At 37.3% G+C, this 26,830-nt stretch carries 17 protein-coding genes and 1 pseudogene; 17 read left to right on the top strand and 1 reads right to left on the bottom strand.

Features of this window, described 5'->3' with window-relative positions:
- The first annotated feature begins 96 nt into the window (after positions 1 to 96).
- The 12 genes from EWV60_RS16680 (at position 97) to EWV60_RS16625 (ending at position 22,738) form a co-directional block, all read left to right on the top strand.
- Entirely contained in the window at positions 97 to 1,974 is a 1,878-nt protein-coding gene (locus EWV60_RS16680; protein WP_287233503.1) for a TubC N-terminal docking domain-related protein, read from the top strand.
- A gap of 123 nt (positions 1,975 to 2,097) precedes the next feature.
- Positions 2,098 to 6,882, top strand: coding sequence for a non-ribosomal peptide synthetase (locus EWV60_RS16675; protein ID WP_287233500.1), 4,785 nt, complete (start codon positions 2,098 to 2,100; stop codon positions 6,880 to 6,882).
- Positions 6,883 to 6,921: 39 nt separating this feature from the next.
- Positions 6,922 to 7,965, top strand: a complete 1,044-nt coding sequence (gene fni, locus EWV60_RS16670) for a type 2 isopentenyl-diphosphate Delta-isomerase (RefSeq protein ID WP_287233498.1) — start codon at positions 6,922 to 6,924, stop codon at positions 7,963 to 7,965.
- On the top strand, positions 7,959 to 8,591 hold the full coding sequence (locus tag EWV60_RS16665; protein WP_108935933.1) for a LysR family transcriptional regulator: 633 nt from the start codon (positions 7,959 to 7,961) through the stop codon (positions 8,589 to 8,591). The genes fni and EWV60_RS16665 overlap by 7 nt, the downstream gene beginning before the upstream one ends.
- Before the next feature lie 96 nt (positions 8,592 to 8,687).
- Positions 8,688 to 9,314 (top strand): cupin domain-containing protein, encoded by a 627-nt coding sequence (locus EWV60_RS16660; RefSeq protein ID WP_147068694.1) that lies wholly within the window; start codon positions 8,688 to 8,690, stop codon positions 9,312 to 9,314.
- Between the two features lie 48 nt (positions 9,315 to 9,362).
- Entirely contained in the window at positions 9,363 to 10,163 is an 801-nt protein-coding gene (locus EWV60_RS16655; RefSeq protein WP_002796359.1) for an SDR family oxidoreductase, read from the top strand.
- Positions 10,164 to 10,194: 31 nt separating this feature from the next.
- Entirely contained in the window at positions 10,195 to 11,139 is a 945-nt protein-coding gene (locus EWV60_RS16650) for a putative capsular polysaccharide synthesis family protein (protein WP_002794050.1), read from the top strand.
- Positions 11,140 to 11,230: 91 nt separating this feature from the next.
- Complete coding sequence (locus EWV60_RS16645) at positions 11,231 to 14,509, top strand: non-ribosomal peptide synthetase (protein ID WP_287233491.1); 3,279 nt, start codon at positions 11,231 to 11,233, stop codon at positions 14,507 to 14,509.
- Between the two features lie 55 nt (positions 14,510 to 14,564).
- Positions 14,565 to 15,341, top strand: a complete 777-nt coding sequence (locus EWV60_RS16640; protein WP_012267917.1) for an SDR family NAD(P)-dependent oxidoreductase — start codon at positions 14,565 to 14,567, stop codon at positions 15,339 to 15,341.
- An 84-nt stretch (positions 15,342 to 15,425) separates the two neighbouring features.
- Entirely contained in the window at positions 15,426 to 19,898 is a 4,473-nt protein-coding gene (locus tag EWV60_RS16635; protein WP_353734401.1) for a non-ribosomal peptide synthetase family protein, read from the top strand.
- Between the two features lie 64 nt (positions 19,899 to 19,962).
- Positions 19,963 to 20,571, top strand: a complete 609-nt coding sequence (locus EWV60_RS16630) for an acyltransferase (RefSeq protein WP_061432414.1) — start codon at positions 19,963 to 19,965, stop codon at positions 20,569 to 20,571.
- 172 nt (positions 20,572 to 20,743) lie between these two features.
- Entirely contained in the window at positions 20,744 to 22,738 is a 1,995-nt protein-coding gene (locus tag EWV60_RS16625) for an ABC transporter ATP-binding protein/permease (RefSeq protein ID WP_287233485.1), read from the top strand.
- A 13-nt stretch (positions 22,739 to 22,751) separates the two neighbouring features.
- Here EWV60_RS16625 and EWV60_RS16620 read toward each other — a convergent pair whose 3' ends face one another.
- Positions 22,752 to 23,204: a porin gene (locus EWV60_RS16620; protein WP_149107687.1), complete on the bottom strand. Its 453-nt coding sequence runs from the start codon at positions 23,202 to 23,204 to the stop codon at positions 22,752 to 22,754.
- Between the two features lie 53 nt (positions 23,205 to 23,257).
- Between EWV60_RS16620 and pyrE the strand changes: the two genes are divergently transcribed.
- The 5 genes and pseudogenes from pyrE to ndhE all read left to right on the top strand — a co-directional run.
- Positions 23,258 to 23,947, top strand: a complete 690-nt coding sequence (pyrE, locus tag EWV60_RS16615; RefSeq protein WP_287233479.1) for an orotate phosphoribosyltransferase — start codon at positions 23,258 to 23,260, stop codon at positions 23,945 to 23,947.
- Positions 23,948 to 24,277: 330 nt separating this feature from the next.
- Positions 24,278 to 25,396 (top strand): NADH-quinone oxidoreductase subunit NuoH, encoded by a 1,119-nt coding sequence (gene nuoH, locus EWV60_RS16610; RefSeq protein WP_002775034.1) that lies wholly within the window; start codon positions 24,278 to 24,280, stop codon positions 25,394 to 25,396.
- A 42-nt stretch (positions 25,397 to 25,438) separates the two neighbouring features.
- Complete coding sequence (gene ndhI, locus EWV60_RS16605; protein WP_002733194.1) at positions 25,439 to 26,011, top strand: NAD(P)H-quinone oxidoreductase subunit I; 573 nt, start codon at positions 25,439 to 25,441, stop codon at positions 26,009 to 26,011.
- 93 nt (positions 26,012 to 26,104) lie between these two features.
- A complete protein-coding gene (locus EWV60_RS16600; protein ID WP_002775036.1) occupies positions 26,105 to 26,701 on the top strand; it encodes an NADH-quinone oxidoreductase subunit J in 597 nt (198 codons plus the stop codon).
- Positions 26,702 to 26,726: 25 nt separating this feature from the next.
- A pseudogene (gene ndhE / locus EWV60_RS16595) lies at positions 26,727 to 26,830 on the top strand (photosynthetic/respiratory NAD(P)H-quinone oxidoreductase subunit E); the annotation flags it as partial.

The raw sequence follows: 26,830 nt of genomic DNA, 5'->3' as shown, positions 1-26,830 counted from the left end.
TCCCATAGCAACTGACTTTAACAATAACCACCGACTCCCCGCCATTGATAATTTTTGTTTGGTCTATAGTATTTAGTCTTTGAGGGACTTAAATTTATGAAAACAGTTGAATTTTTATCGGATCTGAATCATTTAGGTGTGACAATTTGGATGGAAGGGGATAAGCTGCGCTATCGTTCTCCTCAAGGTGTTATGACTCCCGATTTACTCGAACAATTGAAAGAGCATAAAGAAGAACTCATCGTTTTATTGCGTGAACAAGCTGACAATTTTAGTTCGGAAACAGACTATGATGTGGCAATTTGTGGCGGTGGATTAGCGGGTTTAACCTTAGGGAGACAGTTAAAACTTAAACAACCTAATCTTTCCGTTGTTGTTCTTGATAAAATGGCTCGTCCTTTACCCGAAGCTGGTTTTAAAGTGGGAGAATCAACCGTTGAAGTCGGGGCTTTTTATTTAGCAAATACGCTTCAGTTAACCGATTATTTTGATCATCAACATTTGCCTAAATTGGGATTACGCTATTTTTTCAAACCTCAAGAAACTGAATTTCATAAAAGACCTGAACTGGGATTATCAGAGTTTCATGATCCTAAATCTTATCAAATTGATCGGGGTAAATTAGAAAATGATTTACGCCAATTTAATATTGAAGCAGGAATTGACCTTAAAGAAAATTGTTCGGTTAAAGACATCGAGTTTGCTGAAGGGCTACAGCAACAGCATAAAATTATTTATACTCAAGGCAGTGGAGCGAATCAAAAAACTCATTGTATTAAATCCCGATGGGTTGTCGATGCGATGGGTCGCCGTCGATTTATACAGAAGAAACTCGGTTTAGCGAAACCTAATCATAATAATTACAGTGCGGTTTGGTTCCGAGTTGAGGGTCGTTTTGATGTCAGCAATTTTGTGCCAGCCAGTGAAGAAAAATGGCATCGGCGTGTTCCTAATAACAACCGTTATTATTCTACAAATCATTTATGCGGTGAAGGATACTGGGTTTGGTTAATTCCTTTATCCACAGGTTATACCAGTATTGGCATTGTGACTCGTCAAGATATTCACCCGTTAAAAAATTATCATAACTATGAATTAGCCTTTCAGTGGTTAAGGGAAAATGAACCCGTTTTAGCGGCTCATTTAGAAGGTAAATCCCCAGAAGACTTTAGAAAGATGCCGAAATATAGTTACTCCTCCAAACAAGTCTTTTCCTTTGATCGTTGGACTTGTGTTGGTGAAGCCGGTTTATTTCCCGATCCTTTTTATTCCCCTGGTTCAGATAGTATTGGTTTTGGCAATTCTTTAACCACCCAAATGATTGAACTTGACCTTAAAGGTCAACTAACTCCCGAAAGAGTTGACGATGCCAATCACTTTTATTTAACCTATCACGATGGGTTAACCTTTAATATCCAAAATTCCTACAACTGTATGGGAAATGGGATAGTGATGGCAACAAAAATGATCTGGGATACGTTAGCTGGATGGACATTTGGTTGCTTAATGATGTTTAATTCCATCTTCCTTGACCCGGAACTTAAAACGAAAGTTCAACAGATTAATGCAGAATTTTTCCCCCTTTCCTATCGAATACAACAACTATTCCGAGATTGGGCAAATCAATCCCTGGGTCGGGTTAGCTTTGAATTTATTGATTACTTAGCAATCCCCTTTGTGAATGAACTGCGAACCCGGAATTTACAATCTAATAAAACCGAAGCTGAAATCATAGAAGCTTATCGAGCCAGCTTAAAATTATTAGAAGAATTTGCTCAAGTCATTTTTCAAATTGCCTTAGAAGATACCAGTCCCGAACTGTTAACTAAAATTAACGAACACCCCTGGTTAAATGCTTGGGCAATTAGTTTGGATGCCAGTAAATGGGAGACTGATGGGCTGTTTTCTCCTAAGAACGAACCTCGTAATTTACACAGCATTAAAAAACAATATTTAGAGGCAATAAACCGATAAAAATAGACGAATCAAGTTGATTGGATTTCTAACAGTAGCTCAAGTTAGGGCTACTGAACCCAGCCAAACATCACCCCCATTCCAAAAATACCAGAACATTAATTAAGGAAAAGGATACTATTAATGAAAGTCGCAGAATTTTTATCTTACTTAAATAGTTTAGACATCAAGCTTTGGCTTGAGGAAGAAAAGTTAAAATATCAAGCTCCCCAAGGAGCAATGACACCAGAAATTAAGCAAGAAATCGGGACAAGAAAACCAGAAATTCTCACTTTTTTAAGAAGTGCAACAACACCATCTAAACCCCTTGAATCCGTAATTAATAGCGTTGCCAGAACTGAAGATTTACCCCTATCTTTTGCTCAACAGAGAATGTGGTTTCTCTATCAGATGGATCAGCAAAATTCGGCTTATAATGAAGCTCTAACCATCCGTTTAACGGGACGCTTAAACATTGATATTTTAGAGCAAACGATTAATGCTATTATTCAACGCCATGAGAGCTTACGGACAACCTTTCCAGTGGTTGAAGGAAAACCTATTCAAAAAATTGCTCCATCTCTAAAGATTAAATTATTAGTTATTAATTTAAAAGATATTTCCCAAGATCAAATTGATAAACAGATTATTGAAGAACTACAAAAACCCTTTGATTTAACCCAATCTCCCCTATTACGATGTACTCTGTTTGATCTGGGATATGAAAATTATATTTTAGTCAACGTTTTCCATCATATTATTATCGATGGTTGGTCAAAGGGCATTTTATTTAAAGAATTATCTAAATTTTATCAAGCACTTTTATCCAATTCAACCGTAGATTTACCCGAATTAGCCATACAATATGCGGATTTTGCGGTATGGCAAAGACAATGGTTACAAGGTGAAATCTTAGAAAATCAGTTAAATTATTGGAAAAAACAATTAACGGCTGCTCCTCCTTTATTAGAACTTCCAACCGATAAACCCCGTCCAGCTACTCCCAATTTTCGAGGTCATAGTATCTCGTTTCAAATTGACTCAGAACTCACAGAAAAACTGAAACTTTTGAGCCAAAAGTCGGGGGTGACTTTATTTATGACATTACTGGCTGCTTTAAACACTTTACTCTTTCGTTATAGTGGTCAAGATGATATTTTAATCGGGACACCCACCGCCAACCGAAACCGACAAGAAATTGAACCTTTGATTGGGTTTTTTGTCAATACTTTAGTGCTGCGGAATTCCCTAGAAGGAAATCCGACTTTTTCGGGATTATTACAGCAAGCTCGCAATGTTGTTTTAGAAGCGTATGCCAATCAAGATGTCCCCTTTGAGCAAGTGGTTGATGGGTTAGAAATCGAACGAAGTTTAAGTTATAATCCCTTATTTCAGGTAATGTTTGCGATGCAAAATGCCCCCCTCAATGCTTTAGAATTACCCAATTTAAAAGCTCAATATCTAGCCGTTGAACAACAGAGAATTAAATTTGATCTCAGCTTAGTTTTAGAGGAAATCGAAACCGAAAAAGGAGCTTATTTAGAAGGTTTTTGGGAATATGACAGCGACCTATTTACCGCCGAAAGAATTACCCGCATGGTGGGTCATTTCCAAACTTTATTAAAAGGAATTGTAGCCAATCCTCAGCAAACCATCGGGGAATTACCGTTACTGACTGAATCGGAAAAACAGCAATTATTAGTAGAATGGAATCAAACTCAACAAGACTATCCTCAAAATCTATGTATTCATCAGTTATTTGAAGAACAGGTTGTTAAAACACCTGATGCTATAGCGGTCATCGATGGAGAACAATCCCTCACCTATGAACAGTTAAATCAAAAAGCCAATCAGATTGCCCGTTATTTACAAAAATTAGGGGTTAAACCAGATCAATTAATTGGGATTTGTGTCGAGCGATTGCCCTTAATGATTATTGGATTTTTAGGAATCTTAAAAGCTGGAGGAGCTTATGTACCACTGGACACAAGCTATCCCGAAGAACGACTTGAATCTATCATAAATGATGCTGAAATCAAAATTTTATTAACGCAACAGCACCTCATCAAAAAACTACCAACAACAGTCAATCAATTGATTTGTTTAGAACAAGATGAAGACCCAATTAAACAACAAAGTAAACAGAATCCTCTCAGTCATGTTAACGCTGAGAATTTAGCCTACGTCATCTATACTTCAGGTTCTACAGGTAAACCTAAAGGAGTTGCTATTCCCCATCGAGGAGTGACTCGTTTAGTCTGTAATACTAACTATATATATTTAAAACCAACTGATAGAATGGCTCAGGTTTCTAATCCTTCTTTTGATGCCGCTACTTTTGAAATTTGGGGGGCGCTGATACATGGCGCACAGTTAATAGGAGTAGATAAAGATAGAGTTCTTTCTCCTGAAAAATTTGTTCATTTTCTCCAAAAATATCAAATTACTATTTTATTCTTAACGACAGCGTTATTTAATCAGTTAGTTCAGACTATTCCCCATGCTTTTCAAAGCTTAAGATATTTACTTTTTGGTGGCGAAGCAGTTGATCCTCAATGGGTCAAAGAATCCCTTAATAAAGGAACCGCTCAAAATTTACTTCATGTTTATGGGCCAACAGAAAGCACAACTTTTACCTCTTGGTATTTAATTAAAAATATTCCTTCAGAAGCTACAACTATTCCAATTGGTCGTCCTTTAGCTAATACAGAAATTTATATTCTTGATCCCTATTTGCAACCTGTTCCTATTGGTGTTAAAGGCGAATTGCATATTGGTGGTGATGGTTTAGCCCGTTGTTATCTCAATCGTCCTGACTTAACTGAACAAAAATTTATTCCCAATCCTTTTAGTCAAGATTCGTCAGCACGTCTGTATAAAACAGGTGATATAGTACGCTATTTAGCCGATGGGAATATTGAATTTATTGGACGGATTGATCATCAGGTAAAAATCAGAGGTTTTAGAATTGAATTAGGCGAAATAGAAGCCGTTTTATTTCAGCATCCTCAAGTCAAAGATGGAATTGTTATCGCCAGAGAAGATCTACTTGGAATCAAGCGTTTGTATGCTTATGTTGTTCCGAAAGATAAACAACTCACTCAGCCAGAATTACGAATTTTTCTCCAAGAAAAGCTTCCCAATTATATGATTCCTGCTTTCTTGATTTTCTTAGATGCTTTTACTCTTAATCAGAATGGAAAAATTGATCGCAGTGTTTTACCTAGACCAGAAATTGATGTTAATGAATTAGAAAATTATCTTCTTCCTAGTACCGAGAAAGAAACAATTCTAGCCCAAATTTGGCAGGAAGTTTTAGGGCAAAATCAAATTAGTATTAATGAGAATTTCTTTGAATTAGGAGGCGATTCAATTATCGCCATTCAAATTGTCGCTAAAGCTAATCAAGTGGGATTACAAATTACTCCTAAACAGTTATTTAGTCATCAAACCATCGCTCAATTAGCACTCGTATCGGAGACAACTGCTATCACTGAAATTGACCAGGGATTAGTTACAGGTGAAGTCCCCTTAACTCCGATTCAAAAATGGTTTTTTGAACAAAACTGGCCCGAACGTCATCACTTTAATCAATCTATCTTGTTAGAAGTTCCCAATAATCTACCACCAGATTTATTAAAACAAACTATTTCTAAATTACTCTATCACCATGATGCCTTGCGGTTACGGTTTGTGCAACAAGGAGAACAATGGCAACAAAATCACAGCGATGATTGCAATAATTTCGCTTTTGAAAAGGTGGATTTATCCCGTCTATCTTGCGATGAACAATTGACCAAGATCGCAGAAATTTCCGAGGTTCAACAACGGGTACTGAATTTAGAGGAAGGCCCCTTAATGGCGGTGGTTTTCTTCGCCTTGGGTGAGAGGGGAAAAATGTTAATTGTAATTCATCATTTAGCAGTAGATGGAATTTCTTGGCGGATTATCCTCGAAGATTTCGTCACTATTTACCACCAATTAGAAACCCAAAAGCCCCTGCAACTTACTCCTAAAACCAGTTCTTTTAAAACTTGGGCTGAGGAACTGCAAAACTATGCGAAAACCCCAGAATTTCACGCTCAATTCAAGTATTGGCTAAACCGTGATTTTCCCTCAATTTCTCCTCTTCCTTTGGACTGTCAAGGTGAAGCTCAGTCCAACATTGTTGCCCATGCAAAAACGGTCTCTTTCACCTTAACCGAAGAACAAACCCGCTTACTCTTACAGGAGGTTCCGCAAGCTTATAACACCCAAATTAATGATATTCTATTGACCGCTTTAGTCCAAGCTTTTGGCCGTTGGACAGGAAATTATAAGCTTTTGCTTGACATGGAAGGTCATGGAAGAGAGAATGTAATTGAATCCGTGAATTTATCTCGAACTGTGGGTTGGTTTACCAGTATTTTCCCCGTCTTTTTGACCTTAGAAAATCTTCACCATCCGGGTGAGTGTCTCAAGTCCATTAAAGAGCAGTTAAGACAAATTCCGAATCGAGGATTTGATTATGGAATTGGATATTATCTCAACTCAGATTTAACAATTCAATCCCCGTTAAAAAATCATCCTAAAGCTCAAGTCAGCTTTAATTATTTAGGTCAATTTACCAGCCATCAAATCGGCGAGATAGGCTGGAAATTATCTCAAGAGTCCAGTGGTTCCATTCATAGTCCTTTGGGACAACGTTCCCATTTAATTGCGATTCATGGAATTGTGGTTGATGGGCAACTTGATATGGAATGGCAATATAGTGAAAATTTTCATCATCAAACAACGATCAAAAATTTAGCCGCTGCCTATCGAGATTCTTTAGAAAGCCTGATTAACCATTGTTTATCGGTAGAAGGAGGCTATACTCCATCGGATTTTCCCGATGCGGATCTTAATCAGGTAGAACTAGATGAACTGCTTTCAGAACTCGATTTTTAAACTCAATTTAATGTTTAACCCTCATGCTTGATAACAACTATGTCATCGCCTAATCTTCCCAGTGAAATTGAAAATCGTAAAAGCGAACATCTGCGAGTTTGTATCGAAGAAGATGTAGAGTTTCAACAACTTACAAACGGTTTAGAAAAATATCGTTTTACCCATTGTTGTCTTCCTGAACTTGACCGTAGCGATATTGAACTGGGGACAACCTTTTTGGGGAAATCTCTAAAAGCTCCAATTCTCATCTCTTCCATGACCGGAGGAACAGAATTAGCCCATTTAGTCAATACTCGATTGGCAACGGTCGCTCAACGCTATGGTTTAGCGATGGGGGTGGGTTCTCAACGCATTGCACTCGAACAACCGGAATTAGCGCCGACCTTTGCAGTCCGTTCTCTGGCGCCGGATATTCTCCTGTTAGCGAATTTAGGGGCTGTACAGTTAAATTACGGCTGCGGTTTAGAAGACTGTTTAAAATTGGTGGAATTATTAGAAGCTGATGCCTTAATTCTGCATCTCAATCCTTTACAAGAATGGGTGCAATCGGGAGGCGATTCTAATTTTAAAGGGTTACTCGCTAAAATTCAGCAAATTTGCGCTCAATTACCCGTTCCTGTCATCGCCAAAGAAGTCGGAAATGGCATCTCTGCGGTGATGGCCAAACAATTAATTGAAGCCGGAGTCGCCGCGATTGATGTGGCGGGAGCCGGAGGCACGTCCTGGGCCAAAGTCGAAAGCCAAAGAGCCAAAGACAACAGACAAAGGCATCTCGGACAAGTTTTTGCCGATTGGGGTTTACCTACGGCTGAATGTATTACCGCCATTCGGTCGATGAATTCAACCATTCCTTTAATTGCTTCTGGGGGCTTAAAAAATGGCTTAGACCTTGCCAAATCCATCGCTTTAGGAGCCGATTTAGGAGGGTTGGCTCGACCGTTTCTCGTAGCAGCGATTGAATCAGAAGCCGCCGTTGATGAGTTGGTAAAATTTTTAATTGCTGAACTTGAAATTGTTTTATTTTGCACCGGAAATCCTAATTTATCCACCCTTAAAAATTCAGGAGCCTTAAAACCATGTTAAAGTTTTCAATGGAATTGTGTTATCCCCAGCTTGATGTCAAAACCTTAAGCGTTGGCACTTTGGGTCCAAAAGAAACCAGTAGTGAACAAACCTTAAATTATCTAATTTCTCAATGGAAATTACAACAGATTTCGGTTAATAGTCATTTATTTGATAGCTTTACAGATTTAAAAGAATCTTTACTCGAAAATCAGATAGATTTGGCGTTAGTACCCCATGCCTATGAAAAAATTAATGATTTCTATATGGAACCGAGTTTTAAACTAGGTTTTATCTTCACCTATCCCACACCCGTTTACGGATTAGCCAAGCGAAAAAATGAAGAAATCGTTTTAGAAAATTGTACCCTGGTTACTCATCCCGCTCCTCTTCCTTTACTTCCCTATTTATTACCAGGCGACCTGAATCAAAATAAGATTAAAATCAAATTTGTCAATTCTACCAGTGTGGCCGCTATTCAAGTTAAACAAGGGTTGGCAGATTTAGCCATTACCAATGAAAATGCCCTCCGAGAATATGATTTAGAATTTATTTCACAATATGGTAAAATTGAGATGAGTTGGTCTTTATTTCACAAAAAGGAAAACACCATGATTCAAAGTATTTATTTACCAGTGCATACCTAAAAAAGCTACCTATCCGCTCAAAATAGTTGCCTTCATCACATAAAAATAATTGAGATTTAACCTCTCAATTTCATTTTGAACCTGTACCCTAAAATCATGTCTGAATTTTTCCCAATTCCCGATCCTCTTAAACTCAATCATCATGTAGAATTAGAGGTTTTTCAATGCCAAGATACCATTTTTCAATTATACGTTATAGCTCCTAATGCTAAACTTGAATCCCACCAACATCCTGAAAGTCAAATTGGCATGGTATTCTCAGCAGAACTAGAACTGTATATTAAAGATTTGATTAAACCCTTAAGACCTTTGCAAGATGTTTATATAGCTGATGGCAATATTCCTCATGGTGCTTTTAATCCTTTATCAGAACCGATGATTGGATTTGATCTTAAACGGATTACCTCTGCTTTACCGTCAGAAGATGTTTTATTAACACTATCCAACAACCAAGATAAAATCACTCATTTACCTTGTCAATCTGTTAAGGGTTCTTGGTTTGAAATTGTCATGATGAAAATCCCTTCTGGTTATTCCATTCCCCCACATCAAGGTGAGCAAGAAGAAATCGGATTTATTTTGAATGGAAAATTAGAAATCTCCATAGAAAATGAAGGACAGTTTTTAGAATATGGTCAAATTTATTATGCTCCTTCAAAAGTTTTAAAAAAGGGATATAATTCATCGAAACAAGATATTAATTTGATTAAAATTTTAATTTAGTTCGTTTTATGATTTTAAGTTTAACCTCAAAATGCTAGGACAAAGTTTATGGATTTAGGATTAAAAGATAAAGTGGCTTTGATTACGGGAAGTAGTGCAGGAATTGGGTTTACCATTGCTGAAAAATTAGCAGAAGAAGGCTGTCACTTAATTATTTGTGGTCGCAATTCCCAACGCTTAGAACAAGCTTATCAATCTCTGGCTCAAGCTTATCCTGTCCAAGAAATTCTGCGTTTAGTGGCTGATGTCCATCAAGCTCAAGATTCTGAACAATTAATACAGGACTCTTTAAATCAATATGGCAAAATTGACATTTTAGTAAATAATTCTGAAGGAGCTAACTTTGCTGATAATTTAATTGAAAACCTTTCCGATGAAGATTGGTTAAACGTTTTTCAAGGAAAATTAATGGGTTATATTCGCTTAACCAATTTAGTGTTACCGATTATGAAAAAACAACATTGGGGAAGAATTGTTAATATCATTGGGACATCGGGAAAAGAGCCATCTCCTCGTTTAGTTAAATCGGGTGTTGTCAATGCAGCTTTAATGAATTTTACCAAATCAGTAGCTAGACAAACCGCCCCCTATAATGTTTTAATTAATAGTGTTAACCCCGGCGTTATTGATACCCCTAGACATCGAGAATATTTAGAAATTTATGCCAAAAAGCAAGGAACAACCCCAGATTTAATCCGAGAAGGAATTCTAAAAACAATTCCCATGAATCGAATTGGTACGACTGAAGAATTTGCTAATCTCGTTGTATTTTTAGCTTCAGAATGTGCGAGTTATATAACGGGAATTACTATTCCCATCGATGGTGGTTTATCCTCGTCAGCATTTTAAATTCAACCCTCCAGCATCATCAACAAGCATCATGAACACACAAACTAAACTCTCAAACCAAGCTCTTAACTATTATCCCATCGCAGATAAACAGTTTTTTCCCGTGTATTCCTATATGAATAATAGGATTAATATGTGGAATACAGAAAGAAAATTAAAACAAGAACTTCTCAATAATTCTTCAGTCATATTTGTTTATCAAATGGGGAAAGTCGGTTCAATGAGTACCTATTTGACCCTAAAAAAACATCTGCAAAATCAAGCTATTTATCATATCCATAATCTGAATTCAGAACATTTCTCAAAAATTTGGGAAACAATGCAACTGGAGAAACATTATCATGCTTTTACCTTTGGGCATTCCTGTATGACCAAATATTTAAGCGAACACATTGAGGAAATTAAAAATCAAAAAAATATTAAAATTATTACTGGAGTCCGAGAACCCATCGCCCGTAATATTTCTTGGTTTTTTCAAGTCATTCATTGTCAATCTGTTTTTCCTGAATTTTTCATAAAATATCAAGAAGGATTAATCACAATGGATGAAATTATTAAAAAATTTTGGTCTCAAAAATTTGTTTATGGAAAGCAGTTTGACTGGTTTGAAGAAGAATTGCAACCAGTTTTCGGCATTGATATCGCTTCCATTGATTTTCCGAAAGAAAAAGGTTATGCGATTGCGAATTTCCCCGACAGAAATATTGACTTATTAGTCTTAAAATTAGAAAAACTTGATTCTTGCTTAAAAGAAGCCCTAGAAACTTTTTTAGGTGTTGAAAATTTAGATTGTGAACGACTTGACCGAGCAGACTTTTTAGAAGCGGATGACTATCTCATCTATGATAATTTAAGAAAGAGTCTGACCTTTAGTGATGAATATTTAGAAGAAATTTATGATCAACCATTAGTGCGTCATTTTTACACCGATGAAGAAATTAACAAATTTAAACTCAAGTGGTCTAGTCAACGTTAAAGGTAATTCGTTCTAAGTTTATCGTATTTATTGAATAAAATTTGATTCAATAAACTCACGCACATTTTTATTTAATCTATTGGGAAAAATAATGGTAACACCTCAACAATCTAGGGTTAGTAAAAAAGATATTGAATCCATTTATCCCCTTTCTCCCATGCAGCAGGGGATGCTGTTTCATTCTTTATATAATCCAGAATCAAAGACGTATTTATCACAAATTCAAATCACCTTGCAAGGCAATTTAGATATTAATGCGTTCCAACAAGCTTGGCAAAAAGTAGTAGATAGACATAGTATTTTACGGACTTGTTTTGCTTGGAAAAAAACCAAACAGCCTTTACAAGTGGTTAGAAAAAATGTCACCTTGCCTTGGTTTAATTATGATTGGCGAGCGCATTCTCCCGCCGAACAAGAAACTAAATTGCAGGAATTATTAACCTCTGATAAAGAGCAATATTTTGAATTAGATAAAGTCCCCTTACTTCGATGTCATTTAATTCAAGTCGAAGATCAAAAATATGAATTTATCCATACTGGACATCATATTTTATTAGATGGTTGGGCAACAGCAATTCTGTTGAAAGAAGTTTTCGAGTTTTACGCTGGACTCATCAACTATCGACCCGTCAATTTACCGACACCCCGCCCTTACCAAGACTATATTAATTGGGTACAACAGCAAGATCAAACTGAAGCCGAACGATTTTGGCGACAAAATCTTCAAGGTTTTACCTCTCCAACTCCATTAGTCGTTGATAAACCGTTAAATCCTCTTGTTACTCAAAGTAAAAATTATCTTCATCAAAAATCAAAACTTTCTCCAGAAATTACCAGTCGTCTGAAATTACTCGCCCAAGAATATCGCCTTACTCTTTCTACCCTAATTCAAGGAGCTTGGGCTTTATTATTACATCATTATAGTAGTGAATCTGATATTGTATTTGGGGCAACCGTTTCGGGACGACCGCCCAATTTTACAGGAATTGAATCGATGGTGGGGATGTTTTTAAATACCTTACCCGTTCGCATCCAAATTGAGTCTCAACTTGAATTATTAACTTGGTTTCAACAATTACAACAAGAGCATTTAGAACGAGAGCAATATAGTTATAGTTCTCTAATTGATATTCAAAAATGGAGTGAAATTCCAGCCCCTCATTCAGTTTTTGAAAGTTTTGTTGTCTTTGAAAATTTACCCTTTAGCGACAATGATAGTCAGAATTTAGGCGGTTTACAAGTCGGTGAAATGCAAGATTATGGCAATGCTGATTATCCCTTAACGGTTATTGTCACCCCTGGAGAAGCCTTAAGTATTAAAATTATTTATCCTCAAGAACGATTTGAAAATGACACCATTGAAAGGATATTAGGTCATTTTAAAACCTTATTAGAAGGAATCGCTATTAATCCCCATCGTCGGATTCAAGACTTACCTTTATTAACGGAAGCTGAACGTCAATTATTATTAATTGAATGGAATCAAACTGCACCCCAAAAGCCTCTTAAACACTGCGTTCATGAATTATTTGAACAACAAACCCTCAAAACCCCTTCAGCCATCGCCGTTGTTTTTCAAGAGCAACAATTAACCTATCAAGAACTCAATGAGTCTGCCAATCAACTCGCCCATTATTTACAAAAAATTGGGGTGAGTTCTCAATCTTTGGTCGGGATTTGTTTAGAACGATCTCTTAATATGGTAATTGCCGTTTTAGCAGTGTTAAAAGTAGGCTGTGTTTGTGTTCCCCTAGATACAACCTATCCTCAAGAAAGACTTTCTTACATCCTGCAAGACACCCAAATCAAAACCTTATTAACCCAAAAAGATTGTCAATCCCTCTTAAACAGTGAAACCATTTCTCAACGGATTTTATTGGATGAACAAGGGTCAGAAATTGCCTTAGAACCCAAGACTAATCTTGACAACCCCGTGAGTTTAAAGGATTTGGCCTATATTATTTATAGTTCAGGCTCTACGGGTGTGCCAAAAGGGATTATGATCCTGCATCAATCCTTAACCAATATTATTGAGCATCATCAGGCGAAAATGTCACCGGAGAGAAATTTCTTACAATTTGCTCCCTTCAATTTCGATGTTAGCTATCACGAAATGTTTGCAGCCTGGTGTTTAGGGGGAAGCTTATTTATTGTTCCAGAAGATGCCCGCTTAGACCTTGCTAAAATAAGTCAATTATTGGCAAATAACCCTATTCATAAAGCGATTTTGCCCGTTACTTTGTTACAACAATTAATTGAAACCTATAGTGAGGAAACCTACTTATTTGCTAACTTGCGTGAAATTATTTCAGCTGGAGAGCAATTACAAATTACTCCAACGATGATTTCTGTATTCAAAAAACTCGAACATTGTACCCTTTACAATTATTATGGACCCACAGAAGCGGATATCGTTACCAGTTATACCTTTGACCCTAATCCTGAGCTTTGGCCGAAGTATATTCCCATTGGTAAACCCGCGATTAATGTGCAAGTTTATATTTTAAATTCCCATCTTCAACCTGTACCCATCGGAGTCACTGGCGAGTTATATGTTGCGGGTGGCGGTTTAGCGCGGGGTTATTTCAACAATCCCCAATTAACCAAAGAAAAATTTATTGCTAATCCCTTTAGCGATAATTCATTGCTGTATAAAACTGGAGATTTAGCTCGTTATTTACCCAATGGAGACATTGAATATTTAGGAAGAATTGATGATGTGGTGAAAGTTAGAGGTTATAGAATTGAATTAGGGGAAGTAGAAACTATTTTAAATCAACATCCTCAAATTGCCCAAGCCATTGCTACAGTTCAGGGAGAAACCGCCAGAGAAAAATATTTAGCCGCTTATTTTATTCCCCGTCCAGGTGAAACCGTAAACCAAGTTGAATTACGTCATTTTCTTGAAAACTGGCTACCCGATTATATGATTCCCTCTGCTTTTGTGGTGATGGAATCTTTTCAACTCAGTCCTAACGGTAAAGTTGATCGAAAAGTCTTACCAATACCCGATAAAAACCCCTTATCGTTAACTCAAAATTATGTCGCTCCTCGAACTGCAATTGAAGAAGTTTTAGCGGTAATTTGGGCAGAAATTTTAGAAGTCGAACGAGTTGGGATTGAAGACGATTTCTTTCTGTTAGGTGGGCATTCTTTAAAAGCGATTCAACTGATTAGTAAAATCCGTCAAACCTTAGAAATTGAAATTTCTGTGCGTCAACTTTTTAATCACTCAACCATCAGCCAATTAACTCAAGTCATGGTTGAATTAGTGGGGAATGAAGGGTTACTAAATGAAATTGCCGTAACGGTTCAAGAAATTTCTAGACTTTCACCAGAAGAAGTTCAAGCTTTATTATCTCAAAGCTGAACCTAAATGAATTAAACTTTCTATAGTGGACATTGATTTAAACTGAAGGAAAAAAATGACAAATCATCTCTTTGATTTAACAGGTAAAGTTGCAATTATCACGGGTGCTGCCCGAGGAATTGGTCGGGTATTAGCCCAAGGATTAGCACAAGCTGGAGCTAAGGTGGTAATTGGTGATATTAATCAAGTTGGTGCTGAACAAACGGTTCAACTGATTCAAGAAGCAGGAGGCGAAGCCATGGCAATTGAGACCGATGTTCGTCAACGTCAAGCTTGTCAGAATTTAATTAACCAGGCGGTTGCTCATTATGGTCAACTCGATATTATGGTCTGTAATGCAGGAGTTGAAATTCTCAAAAACACTGATGAATTAGAGGAATTTGAATGGGATCAGGTTATTAATGTTGACTTAAAAGGTTATTTTAATTGCGCTCAACTCGCAACCAAACAAATGATCAAACAAGGAACAGCAGGTTCAATTATTATGAATTCTTCTATCTGTGCTTTCGTTGCTGTTCCCAAATCTTCAGGAGCATATAGCGCCGCAAAAGGTGGTGTCAATCAATTAGTAAAATCCCTAGCGGTCGAATTAGCTAGTCACAAAATTCGAGTCAATGCTTTTGCACCGGGCTATATGAATAATATGATGGAAGGAACAGAAGGTTTACGTTCAACTTCCGATGAAATGGACGAATTATATACTAGAATTCCCATGAAACGAACTGGAGATTTAGAAGAGTTAATTGGTCCTGTCGTGTTTTTAGCATCCGAAGCTTCCTCTTATGTAACTGGAGCAATTTTAATGGTAGATGGAGGTTATACCGCTATTTAGCATCAATAATTAAACAATTTTTAGGTTGATTTGTATCCATGAAACCAACCTAAAATCACTAAATTAAATAAATCCTATTAACTCATGTCAAAAATGAACGATAATTCTCAAGACAAACAAAAATTACTGAAGCTATTACTACAAAAAAAAGGAATCGGTTTAAAAACGAATACAATACCGACTAGAAATCCGTCTCAACTTGTACCGCTTTCTTTTTCCCAAGAACGACTTTGGTTTTTGTACCAATTAGAAGCTCAAGGCTATACCTATAATATGCCGTTTCGCTTTCAAATTGAAGGCAATTTAGATATTGATATCTTTAGAAAAGCTTTGGAAACTATTAAGCAACGTCATGAAGTGTTGCAGACCTGTTTTCAAGAAGTTGACGAAATTCCCAGACAAATTATTAACCCTAAAATTCATTTAAATTTTACCTTGCTGGATTTACAGTCTTTATCTTATGCGGAACAAACCCAAGAATTAGAGCGATTAACCGAACAAGAAATTTATACTCCCTTTGACTTAACCAAAGCTCCCTTAATGCGGACTTTTTTGGTTAAATTAAAAGCTGATTCTTATCTTTTGTTTTTGAGTTTACACCATTCTATTTTTGATGGCTGGTCAATGAAAGTTTTACTCGAAGAACTTTCTAGTTTATATCAAGCTTTTTTACAAAAACAATCTAATCCTTTACCCGATTTGCCTATTCAATATGGTGATTTTGCCGTTTGGCAAAGACAACAGTTACAAGGAGATAAACTCACCCAGGAAGTTAATTATTGGCAACAAAAATTAACGGGAATTCCACCCTTATTGGAAATTCCCACTGATCATCCTCGTCCTCCCATACAAACGTTTAAAGGCAATAATTGTACATTTAAAATAAGTCCAGAATTAAGCCAAAACCTGAAAAATATTAGCCAAACGTCAACCGCTACTTTGAATATGACGCTGTTAACGGCTTTTAATATTTTATTATATCGTTATAGCCGTCAAGAAGATATCGTGATTGGAATTCCCAGTGGAAATCGACAATTTCCTGAAATTGAACCCTTAATTGGTTGCTTTATTAATACCTTACCCATTCGGACTCAGTTTAAAGAAAATCTCTCGTTTAAAGCTTTATTAAATCAAGTCAAACAAGTAGTTTTAGAAGCTTATGAACACCAAGATTTACCCTTAGAGAAGGTGGTAGAAGCGGTAAATCCTCAACGAAACATAAGTTATAGTCCTTTATTCCAAGTGATGTTTTCTTGGGAAGATATGCTGCACATTAATCATTTTTCGATGGCGGATTTAAAATTAACTCCCGTCACGATGAATGCTTTAATTGCTCAATTTGATTTAACCTTAGCCATGCAAGAAACGACTGAGGGTTTAGTTGGCTCGTTTGATTATAATTGCGCGTTGTTTAATCAAGACACAATTGAGCGCATGATTACCCACTTTAAAACTTTATTAGAAGGAATTGCCATTAATCCTGAACAATCGATTGAATTATTACCTATTTTACCTTTATCAGAACAAAAGTTATTAGCTCAATGGAATCAGACTAATATTGCTGAAAATCCAAAGGTTTGTATTCATGAATTATTTGAACATCAAGTTTTAAAAACTCCAACTGCGATCGCAATAGAATGGGGCAGGGAAAAAATCACCTATCAAGACTTAAATCATCGTGCCAATCAATTAGCTCATTATCTCCAATCTAAGGGGGTTAAAGTTGAATCGTTAGTGGGAATTTGTTTAGAACAATCTGTATCTATTATTATCAGTTTTTTGGCAATTCTTAAAACTGGTGCTGCTTATCTTGTTCTAGCTCCCAATTATCCCCAAGAGCGTTTAAACTATATCTTAAATGATGCTCAAGTCTCGGTATTAATTACTCAAAATACCTTGGTTAATTTATTCCGTGATCATCAAGCAGAAGTGGTTTGTCTGGATACTGAAGAAAACTTAATTATTAGTCAAAGCCAAAACAATTTAGTTAACCCTATTCAGCCAAATAATTTAGCTTATATTATTTATACCTCTGGTTCAACAGGCACTCCTAAAGGGGTTATGATTGAACATCAAAGTTTAGTTAATCATAGTTTAGGAATCATTAAATTCTATGATTTAACAAATCGTGATCGAATTTTACAATTTGCTTCTTTTACCTTTGATGTAGCTGCTGAAGAAATTTATCCAACTTTTTTAACGGGTGCAACTTTAGTTATGCGTCCTGCATTAATGTTCCCTTCTTTAGCTGATTTTACTCAATTTATTCAGCAAAAGTGTTTAACAGTCATTAATCTTCCGGCTACTTATTGGCATGAATGGGTATTAGATTTATCTCAAACTTTAATAACCTTACCTGAAACCCTACGCTTAGTGATTACAGGAAGTGAAGAAGTATTACCAGAGCGATTAATATTATGGCAAAAAATACTATCAAATAGTCAACGAGAAGATATCACTTGGTTGAATGCTTATGGTCCGACAGAAGCGACGATAACCAGCACAGTTTTTAATCCCAATTTCAGTCATAAAATTGCTCAAATTCATTCTGTTGCCATTGGTAAACCGATTACAAATACACAGGTTTATATTTGTGATCCCTATTTGCAACAAGTCCCCATTGGAATACCAGGAGAACTGTTAATTGGAGGTTTAGGTTTGGCCAAAGGTTATCTCAATCGCGATGATTTAACCCGTGAAAAATTTATTACTCATGCTTTTAATTCATCAGAATATCAACGTTTCTATAAAACTGGAGATTTAGCTCGTTATTTACCCGATGGAAATATAGAGTTTTTAGGACGCATTGATAATCAAGTCAAAATTCGAGGGTTTCGTATTGAAATTGGCGAAATTGAAGCCGTATTAACTGAATACCCAGATGTCCGAGCGACGGCGGTAATTGTTCGAGAAGATCAAACAAATAATAAACAATTAGTGGCTTATATTGTGCCAAAATATCCATCCATTGATCCTGCAAAATTGCGGAGTTTTCTTAAACAGAAATTACCAGATTATATGATTCCAGCTTTCTTTGTACAGCTTCAAGAATTGCCCTTAATGAGCAGTGGGAAAATTGATCGTAACGCTTTACCCGCACCCACCGAAATTCGGGAGCAAAAAACGATGATTACACCCCGAACAGCTACGGAAAAAATTGTTGCTGAGATTTGGCAAGATGTTTTAGGGTTAAAGCAAGTTAGTATTTTCGATAATTTCTTTGACTTAGGTGGCCATTCTTTAAAAGCTGCCCAAGTGATTTCTCGACTGCGAGAACAATTAGCTATTAATATTCCTTTAAACTATCTCTTTGCAGAACCGACGGTAGCAGGATTATCCTCTAATTTAGACTTGAATTTATCTGATGAAATTGAGAGCAATCAAATCCCAGATTGGCAAGTCGAAATTACCTTAGACCCCTCCATTCAACCGCCGAATCTTGTGGCTCCCTTTCCTCAAAAACCTGCTGATATTTTGCTAACAGGAGCTACGGGTTTTCTCGGAATTCATTTATTAGCTGAATTGTTGGACAAAACAGAAGCTAATATTCATTGTTTAATTCGAGACAAAAGTTTAGAACAAGCTCAAGCGAAAATTTACCAGAAATTAAAAACCTTTCAATTATGGGATGAACAGAAAAGCTCTCGTATTATTCCTGTTATTGGTGATTTATCCCAAAAACGTTTAGGAATGTGTGAACCTGATTTTCTGGAATTAGCCAATCAAATTGATGTGATTTATCATAATGGAGCTTGGGTTAATGCAATTTATCCCTATTCAATACTGAAACCCACTAATGTTTTAGGAACAGCAGAAATCTTGAGATTAGCCTGCTTAATTAAAACCAAACCTGTCCATTTTGTCTCGACGATTTCTGTTTTTTCCCCCAGTTATGCTCAAGGAAACTTAATTCAAGAATCTGATCCCCTGGGTATAAATCATGGACTCAATGCCGGTTATACTCAAAGTAAATGGGTCGCTGAAAAATTAATCATGGAAGCTGGAAAACGGGGACTTCCGATGACAATTTTCAGAGCATCTCGAATTATTGGACATAGTAAAACTGGAATTTGTAATAGAGAAGATTTGTTTTGTCGTATGATTAAAGGCTGTATTCAATTAGGAATGATTCCTGATTTTGGCGATAGTACAGAAGACCTCACTCCTGTGGATTATGTGAGTGGTGCAATTATACATTTAGCCAGTCAAGAAAGCTCTTTAGGGAAAGCATTTCATTTGTTGAATTCTCACCCAACCTTAAATCGTGACTTATTTGATTGTGTTCGGGAAATGGGTTATCCGTTGCAGTTGGTTTCTTTTGAAAAATGGCGATCACATTTAACAGAACAATGTAAAATTAATACAGATAATGCTTTATCTCCGGTGTTAGATAACTTTTCAGATGAAAATTTATCCGCAGGTTATCCCCCCCAGTTTGATGCTCAAAATACGGTAATGGGGTTAAAGGGTACGGCCTTTAATTTTCCCCCGATTGATCACAAATTGTTAAAAAAATATTTTGAATATTTTACTAAAAGTGGGTTTTTAACACAATAAATGTCGATTTTATCACACCTCTAAATTCAAAAATCCAGATCATGAATTCCACGAGTTCAATCTTATGTTTAACTTAAAACATAAATTATATTTATTAATTTCAAAATTTTTAGAAGAACAAGAACGGATCGAAAAACATAAAAAACTTTCCGACAATGCTACATTTCACAGTTCCGTCAAATTTATCGGAAAGTGTATAAACTATAGGGAGGATAAAACTCTAATTCAAATTGGAGAGAATACAGTAATTATCGGAGAATTAGCTATATTTCCTTATGGTGGAAAAATAGAAATAGGGAGAAATTGTTATATTGGTGAAGGAACTCGAATTAGATCAGCTACTTCTATCAAAATTGGAAACGAAGTTATAATTTCCGATGATGTCAGTATTTATGATACCGATGCTCATTCATTAAATTATGTTTTAAGACAGAAAGAATTTATGGAAGTACTCATTTTGAATAATCTGATTAAGGATGCTGAGGATGTTGATATACAATCTGCACCCGTGGTGATAGAAGATCATGTTTGGATTGGATTTAATGTTGCGATTCTTAAAGGGGTTACGATTGGGAAAGGGGCAATTATTGGAGCAGGTTCTGTTGTAACAAAAGATGTAGAACCTTTTACAATCGTTGCAGGTAATCCTGCCAAAATTATCAAACGATTATGAATCTGATTCAATTCGGTTAATATTCATTCCTGATCTGTAGAAAATCCAGAAAATAGTAATAATATAATTTCTGATAACAATGCAGATTTTTATGGTATGCTGAATTAATGTCTAACTCAAGAGATAGACATTCAAAGTTATAATGTCACCATTTTAGATCAAGGAGAATCCTATGAATGTTGCAGAAAAAACCTCAGATAGTATAAATCTCAAAGAAGATACCCGAACTTTCAATCAATCTCTTCAAGAATTTTTAAGATTTATTCAAGTTTATTGGTATCCGAAAGAACACCAGGATAGAGCTTTTTCGCAGATTATTCGTTCCTGGGGAATGCTCGTTTTATTGTTTTTATTATTAGTGGGAGTAGTAGGTCTTAATGCGTTTAATAGTTTTGTTTTTAGAGACTTAATTACCTTCACAGAAGCTAGGGATGCAGAAAAATTAACTCATTTTGTCATTATTTATGGGATTACCCTAGGCAGTATGACTTTTTTCACAGGATTGTCTAGGTTTCTTAAAAAACTAATTGCGCTGGATTGGTATCAATGGATCAATAGTAGTATCTTGCAAAAATATTTTAAAAATCGTGCTTATTATCAAATTAATTTTAAAGGGGATATTGAAAATCCAGATCAACGTTTATCCCAAGAAATTCAACCCATTGCCAGAACAACGATGGACTTTTTAACAACCTGTGTTGAAAAAGTTATGGAGATGCTGGTTTTTATTGTCATCCTTTGGTCAATTTCTAAAACCATTTCTATTGTGCTTCTGGTTTATACGATTATTGGAAATATTCTTGCCACCTATATTACTCAACAATTAAATAAAGTCAATAAACAACAATTAGAAATCGAAGGAACCTATAAATACGCCATTACTCATGTTCGGACTCACGCTGAATCAATTGCATTTTTTAGAGGGGAAGAAAAAGAGTTAAATATTATTCAAAGAAAGTTCAATCAGGTGATTAAAATCATGATTGAAAGAATTAATTGGGAAAGAACCCAGGAATTTTTTAACCGCGGCTATCAATCCATTGTTCAAATCTTCCCCTTCTTAATTGTTTCCCCATTATATATTAGTGGGAGAATTGAGTTTGGACAAGTTAACCAAGCCAGCTATTGTTGCTATTTCTTTTCCACAGCTTTATCCGTGTTAGTCGATGAATTTGGACGCTCCGGTGAGTTTATTAATTATATTGAACGTTTAGAAGAGTTTTACCAAGCTTTAGAGGGTGTAAGCGAACAAACCAACCCAGTTAATACCATTCAAGTCATTGAAGATAACAATCTAGCTTTTGAGGATGTCACCTTACAAACTCCCGATGCCGCTAAAGTGATTGTCGAACATTTATCCCTGTCCGTTGAACCAGGGGAAGGTTTATTAATTGTTGGGCCAAGTGGTCGAGGAAAAAGTTCTCTTTTACGCGCTATTTCTGGGTTATGGAATACGGGTACAGGTCATTTGATGCGACCTCCCCTCGACGATTTATTATTTTTACCCCAACGTCCTTACATCATTTTGGGAAACCTGCGTGAACAGCTAATTTATCCTCAAACGACAACGGAGATGAGTGAATCCCAATTAAAAGAAATCTTACAAGAAGTTAACCTACAAGATGTTCTTAATCGCATCAAAAATTTTGATGAGGAAGTGGATTGGGAAAATATTTTATCTTTAGGAGAACAACAACGTCTAGCCTTTGCGCGACTATTCGTTAATCAGCCAGATTTTGTGATTTTAGATGAAGCCACCAGTGCTTTAGATTTAAAAAATGAAGATCATTTATATAAACAGTTACAACAAACTGGAAAGACCTTTATTAGTGTCGGACATCGAGAAAGTTTGTTTAACTACCATCAAAGGGTTTTGGAACTTTCCGAGGATTCTACTTGGCGTTTAATGAGAATGGCAGACTATCATCCATCAACAGCGATTGCAACTCATTCTAACAATGAGCAAACCGTTGATGAAACGATAGAAATTGTCTCTGAAATAAACAATCAAGACAATTTTACCCATCAAGAAATGCAAAAACTGACCAATTATAGCTTAAGTACCATCAAAAACAAAGCCCGTCGAGGTCAAACGATTGTTGCCAATGATGGCATGAGCTATCGTTATGACAACACCCTTGATATTGCCAAATGGGTGAGAGTTTAGCTTCTCAGGTGGATTAAAATCCGCCTGGACTTAAATAACTGGGATTTTCCTGTAGGGAAGTATCGAAGGGATTGGGTAAATCTTGGGTGCGAATTAAAGGTCCAGACTGTTGCTGTTGCATAACATCATAGTATAAAGTTTCGGTTAATTTGGCATCCCGAGTAATCAGATTATCGAAATAGGAACCTTGCATAAAAGTACGCCAACCAAAAAGAGAGTTTAACTGTCCTAAAATGTTGGTGTAGTCGTAGAAACGACCCGTATTGTTATTAACAGCGCGGTTAAACAAACCAGGGATATTATTAAATCCTACCGCCGTATCAGGAGAGGGGACAATTTGCAATTGTTGGGTTTTTACCGGTGGGGGATTGGTGGCGGGTGGAGTTTCGGCGATCGCAATAGGCGAACTCAACCAGACTAAACCGGTTAAACAAAACAGGGAAGGAAGTAAAAACTTAGCGCGCATGGGTAAAAATCTCCTCACAGGGATAGGGTTAATTAAAAAATTGCTTCAATGGGATGAGAAAGAAATCAATACTAGCGATCGAGTCAATATATAATGACTTTTGGCTTAATTGTAACCGAAATTTTGGAGTCAGTCAGGCTCCCAATCCTGAAAATATGGCTAATTCCTCGGTAGCGAATCTCGACACTGCTTCCCTGCGTCAATTTCTCCTCGATGCTCTTGTCCGTCTTGCCTATGGAGAGGGGGATTTCACCCTGTCTTCAGGACAAAAAAGCAGCTACTATATCAACGGTAAACAAGTTACCCTCAATGCTGAGGGAGCTTTAGCCGTGGGGCGTTTATTGCTGTCCCTACTGCCTCCAGATACCCAAGCGGTGGCAGGATTAACCCTAGGGGCGGATCCGATTGTCAGTGCCGTTATTGTGGTATCTGCCTACGAAAATCGCCCGATTCCAGCTTTAATCGTCCGTAAAGAGGCAAAAGGTCACGGTACTATGGCTTATATCGAGGGGCCGACTTTAAACCCCGGTGCCGCGGTGGTTGTCCTCGAAGATGTGGTGACAACGGGGAAAAGTGCCATGGTAGCGGTAGAAAGATTACGCAATGCGGGTTATCAAGTAGATTTAATCATTGCTTTGGTGGATAGAGAGCAAGGAGGCGCGGAATTTTACCAATCTCAGGGAATAAAGTTTCAAGCTTTGTTTTCGATTCGGGATCTACAGGCGGCTTATCAGACTAAATAGCGGGGAGTGGCGAAAAACGCTCGATAACTGGGTTTTAACAGTGGGTAAAACTTAGCTGTATTTTTTTCCTGTGAATAATTGGTAACTAGCTGAGGTTGTCGGCGCTAAGAAACAGCTGGGAACATTGATAGATTCAGAGTCTAACTATTGACTAATACCTATTCTCGGACGGGGAATCAAGATTGCTTGACTCTCTTGGCTGCTAATGAGTTGAAGCCTTTGTCACTTTACTGATAACCCTCAGACCGACTAACTGTATACTAGGCTATAAGATTTGCTTAAAAATCTTCAGACCATGCCGAACTATTGACAGTACAGCGATCGCCAAATATGAATCAAGGCATAGATTTACAAGAAAGTTTCATTAAATCCCTAACAGACTTGGGATTAAGTGGAGGACTGGCTAAAGCGATTTGGATGCCTTTACCCATGTTCCTGATGATTATTGCCGCCACAGTGGGGGTTTTAGTGTGCGTCTGGTTAGAAAGGAAAATTTCCGCCGCCGTCCAACAGCGTATCGGGCCCGAATACGCAGGACCCTTAGGCGTTTTACAACCAGTCGCCGACGGTCTGAAATTAGTCTTTAAAGAAGATGTCGTCCCCGCTAAGGCTGACCCTTGGTTATTCCTCTTCGGGCCGATTTTGGTGGTGATGCCGGTGTTTGTCTCCTATCTCATCGTCCCCTTCGGTCAAAATCTGCTGATTACCGACCTAAACGTGGGGATCTTTTTATGGATTTCCTTGTCCAGTATTGCCCCCATTGGTTTATTAATGGCGGGTTATGCCTCGAATAATAAGTATTCCTTGCTGGGAGGCCTGCGGGCCGCGGCGCAATCGATTAGTTATGAAATTCCCTTGGCTTTATCGGTATTAGCGATTGTGATGATGTCTAATAGTCTCAGTACCATTGATATTGTCGAACAACAATCTGGTTATGGCATTTTAGGCTGGAATATCTGGCGCCAACCGGTGGGTTTTCTGATTTTCTGGATTGCCGCTTTAGCTGAGTGTGAACGTCTGCCTTTCGATTTACCGGAAGCGGAGGAGGAATTAGTCGCCGGTTATCAAACCGAATACGCGGGGATGAAATTCGCTCTTTTTTATGTGGGTTCCTACGTTAACCTCGTGCTGTCGGCCCTAGTTTTCGCGGTCCTCTATCTTGGTGGTTGGGAATTTCCTATCCCCGTCAATGCTTTGGCCGGCTGGTTGGGAGTTAGTGAAACCAATCCTTGGCTACAAATTATCACCGCTTCCCTAGGGATTACGATGACGGTATTAAAAGCCTATTTTCTCATCTTCATCGCTATTCTCTTGCGTTGGACTGTACCCCGGGTTCGCATTGACCAATTACTCGATTTAGGCTGGAAATTCCTCTTACCGGTATCTTTAGTTAACCTACTACTTACCGCCGCCCTAAAACTAGCTTTTCCCTTTGCTTTTGGCGGTTAATTCCCGTTTTTGCCCTGTTAACCTACTACCCCTCTGACCATCATGTTTAACATTCTCAAACAAGTCAGCGATTACGCCAAAGGTAGCATTCAAGCGGCGAAATACATCGGCGAAGGTTTATCCGTTACCTTCGATCATATGCGTCGTCGTCCGATTACCGTCCAATATCCCTACGAAAAGTTAATTCCCTCGGAACGTTATCGGGGTAGAATTCACTTTGAGTTCGATAAATGTATCGCCTGTGAAGTTTGTGTGCGAGTTTGTCCGATTAATTTACCAGTAGTGGATTGGACTTTTAACAAGGAAATTAAAAAGAAAGAACTCAAACACTACAGTATCGATTTTGGGGTCTGTATTTTCTGTGGCAATTGTGTGGAATACTGTCCGACTAATTGCCTATCGATGACCGAAGAATACGAACTAGCGACCTATGATCGTCATGAATTAAACTATGATAACGTCGCCCTAGGCCGTTTACCCTACAAAGTCACCCAAGATCCGATGGTAACACCTCTGAGGGAATTAGGTTATCTGCCTAAAGGTGTCATCGAACCCCACGATTTACCCGCCGGTAGTCAACGCGCCGGTAAACGTCCAGAAGAAATTACCGATTAATTAGCAGTTAGCTATCAGCCGTCAGCCGTCAGCCTTCAGAAGCTGATAACTAATAATTAATAACTCTCAAACATAAAAGGAGATGAAACTACTGTGAATTTAGCCGAGGGCGTTCAAATAGTATCTTTTGGCATTTTAGCAGCCCTAGTAATCGGGACAGCTTTAGGCGTGGTACTATTATCTAATATCGTTTATTCCGCCTTTTTATTGGGCGGTGTTTTTATCAGCATTTCTGGTTTATATCTCTTACTAAATGCTGATTTTGTAGCGGCGGCACAAATTCTAATTTATGTGGGTGCAATTAACGTTTTAATTCTCTTTGCCATTATGCTTGTTAACAAGCAAGAGGACTTTTCTGATATTCCTAAACGTTGGATTCGTAAGGCATCTACTGCTTTAGTTTGTGTTGGTTTATTTGTGCTGTTATCAACCATGGTTTTAATCACACCTTGGTCAATTTCTAGCACTTCTCCCGCCGTAGTAACTAATACTTTAGTAGAAATCGGTAAGCATTTCTTTAGTGATTTCCTGCTACCCTTTGAATTAGCTTCCGTGCTATTATTAATGGCCATGGTCGGAGCAATTATTTTAGCTCGTCGTGACCTTATCCCTACCCTAAAAGCTGAAGAACCTACGGCCACAGCTTTAACATTACCCGAACGACCTAGAGAATTAACCGCCCCTAAATAAGACCAAAAAAAGAGGTATCATGCAGATTCAGTTAGAGTATTATTTGTTATTAGCGGCGGCTTTATTTTGTATCGGAATTTATGGTTTAGTCACCAGTCGCAATGCCGTCCGGGTTTTAATGTCGATCGA

Origin of the sequence: Microcystis sp. Msp_OC_L_20101000_S702 (assembly GCF_007095705.1) — a bacterium.
Lineage (GTDB): Bacteria > Cyanobacteriota > Cyanobacteriia > Cyanobacteriales > Microcystaceae > Microcystis > Microcystis ichthyoblabe_A.
The sequence above is the reverse complement of the archived record's forward strand: the minus strand, read 5'-3'. Positions and strand labels throughout refer to the sequence as shown.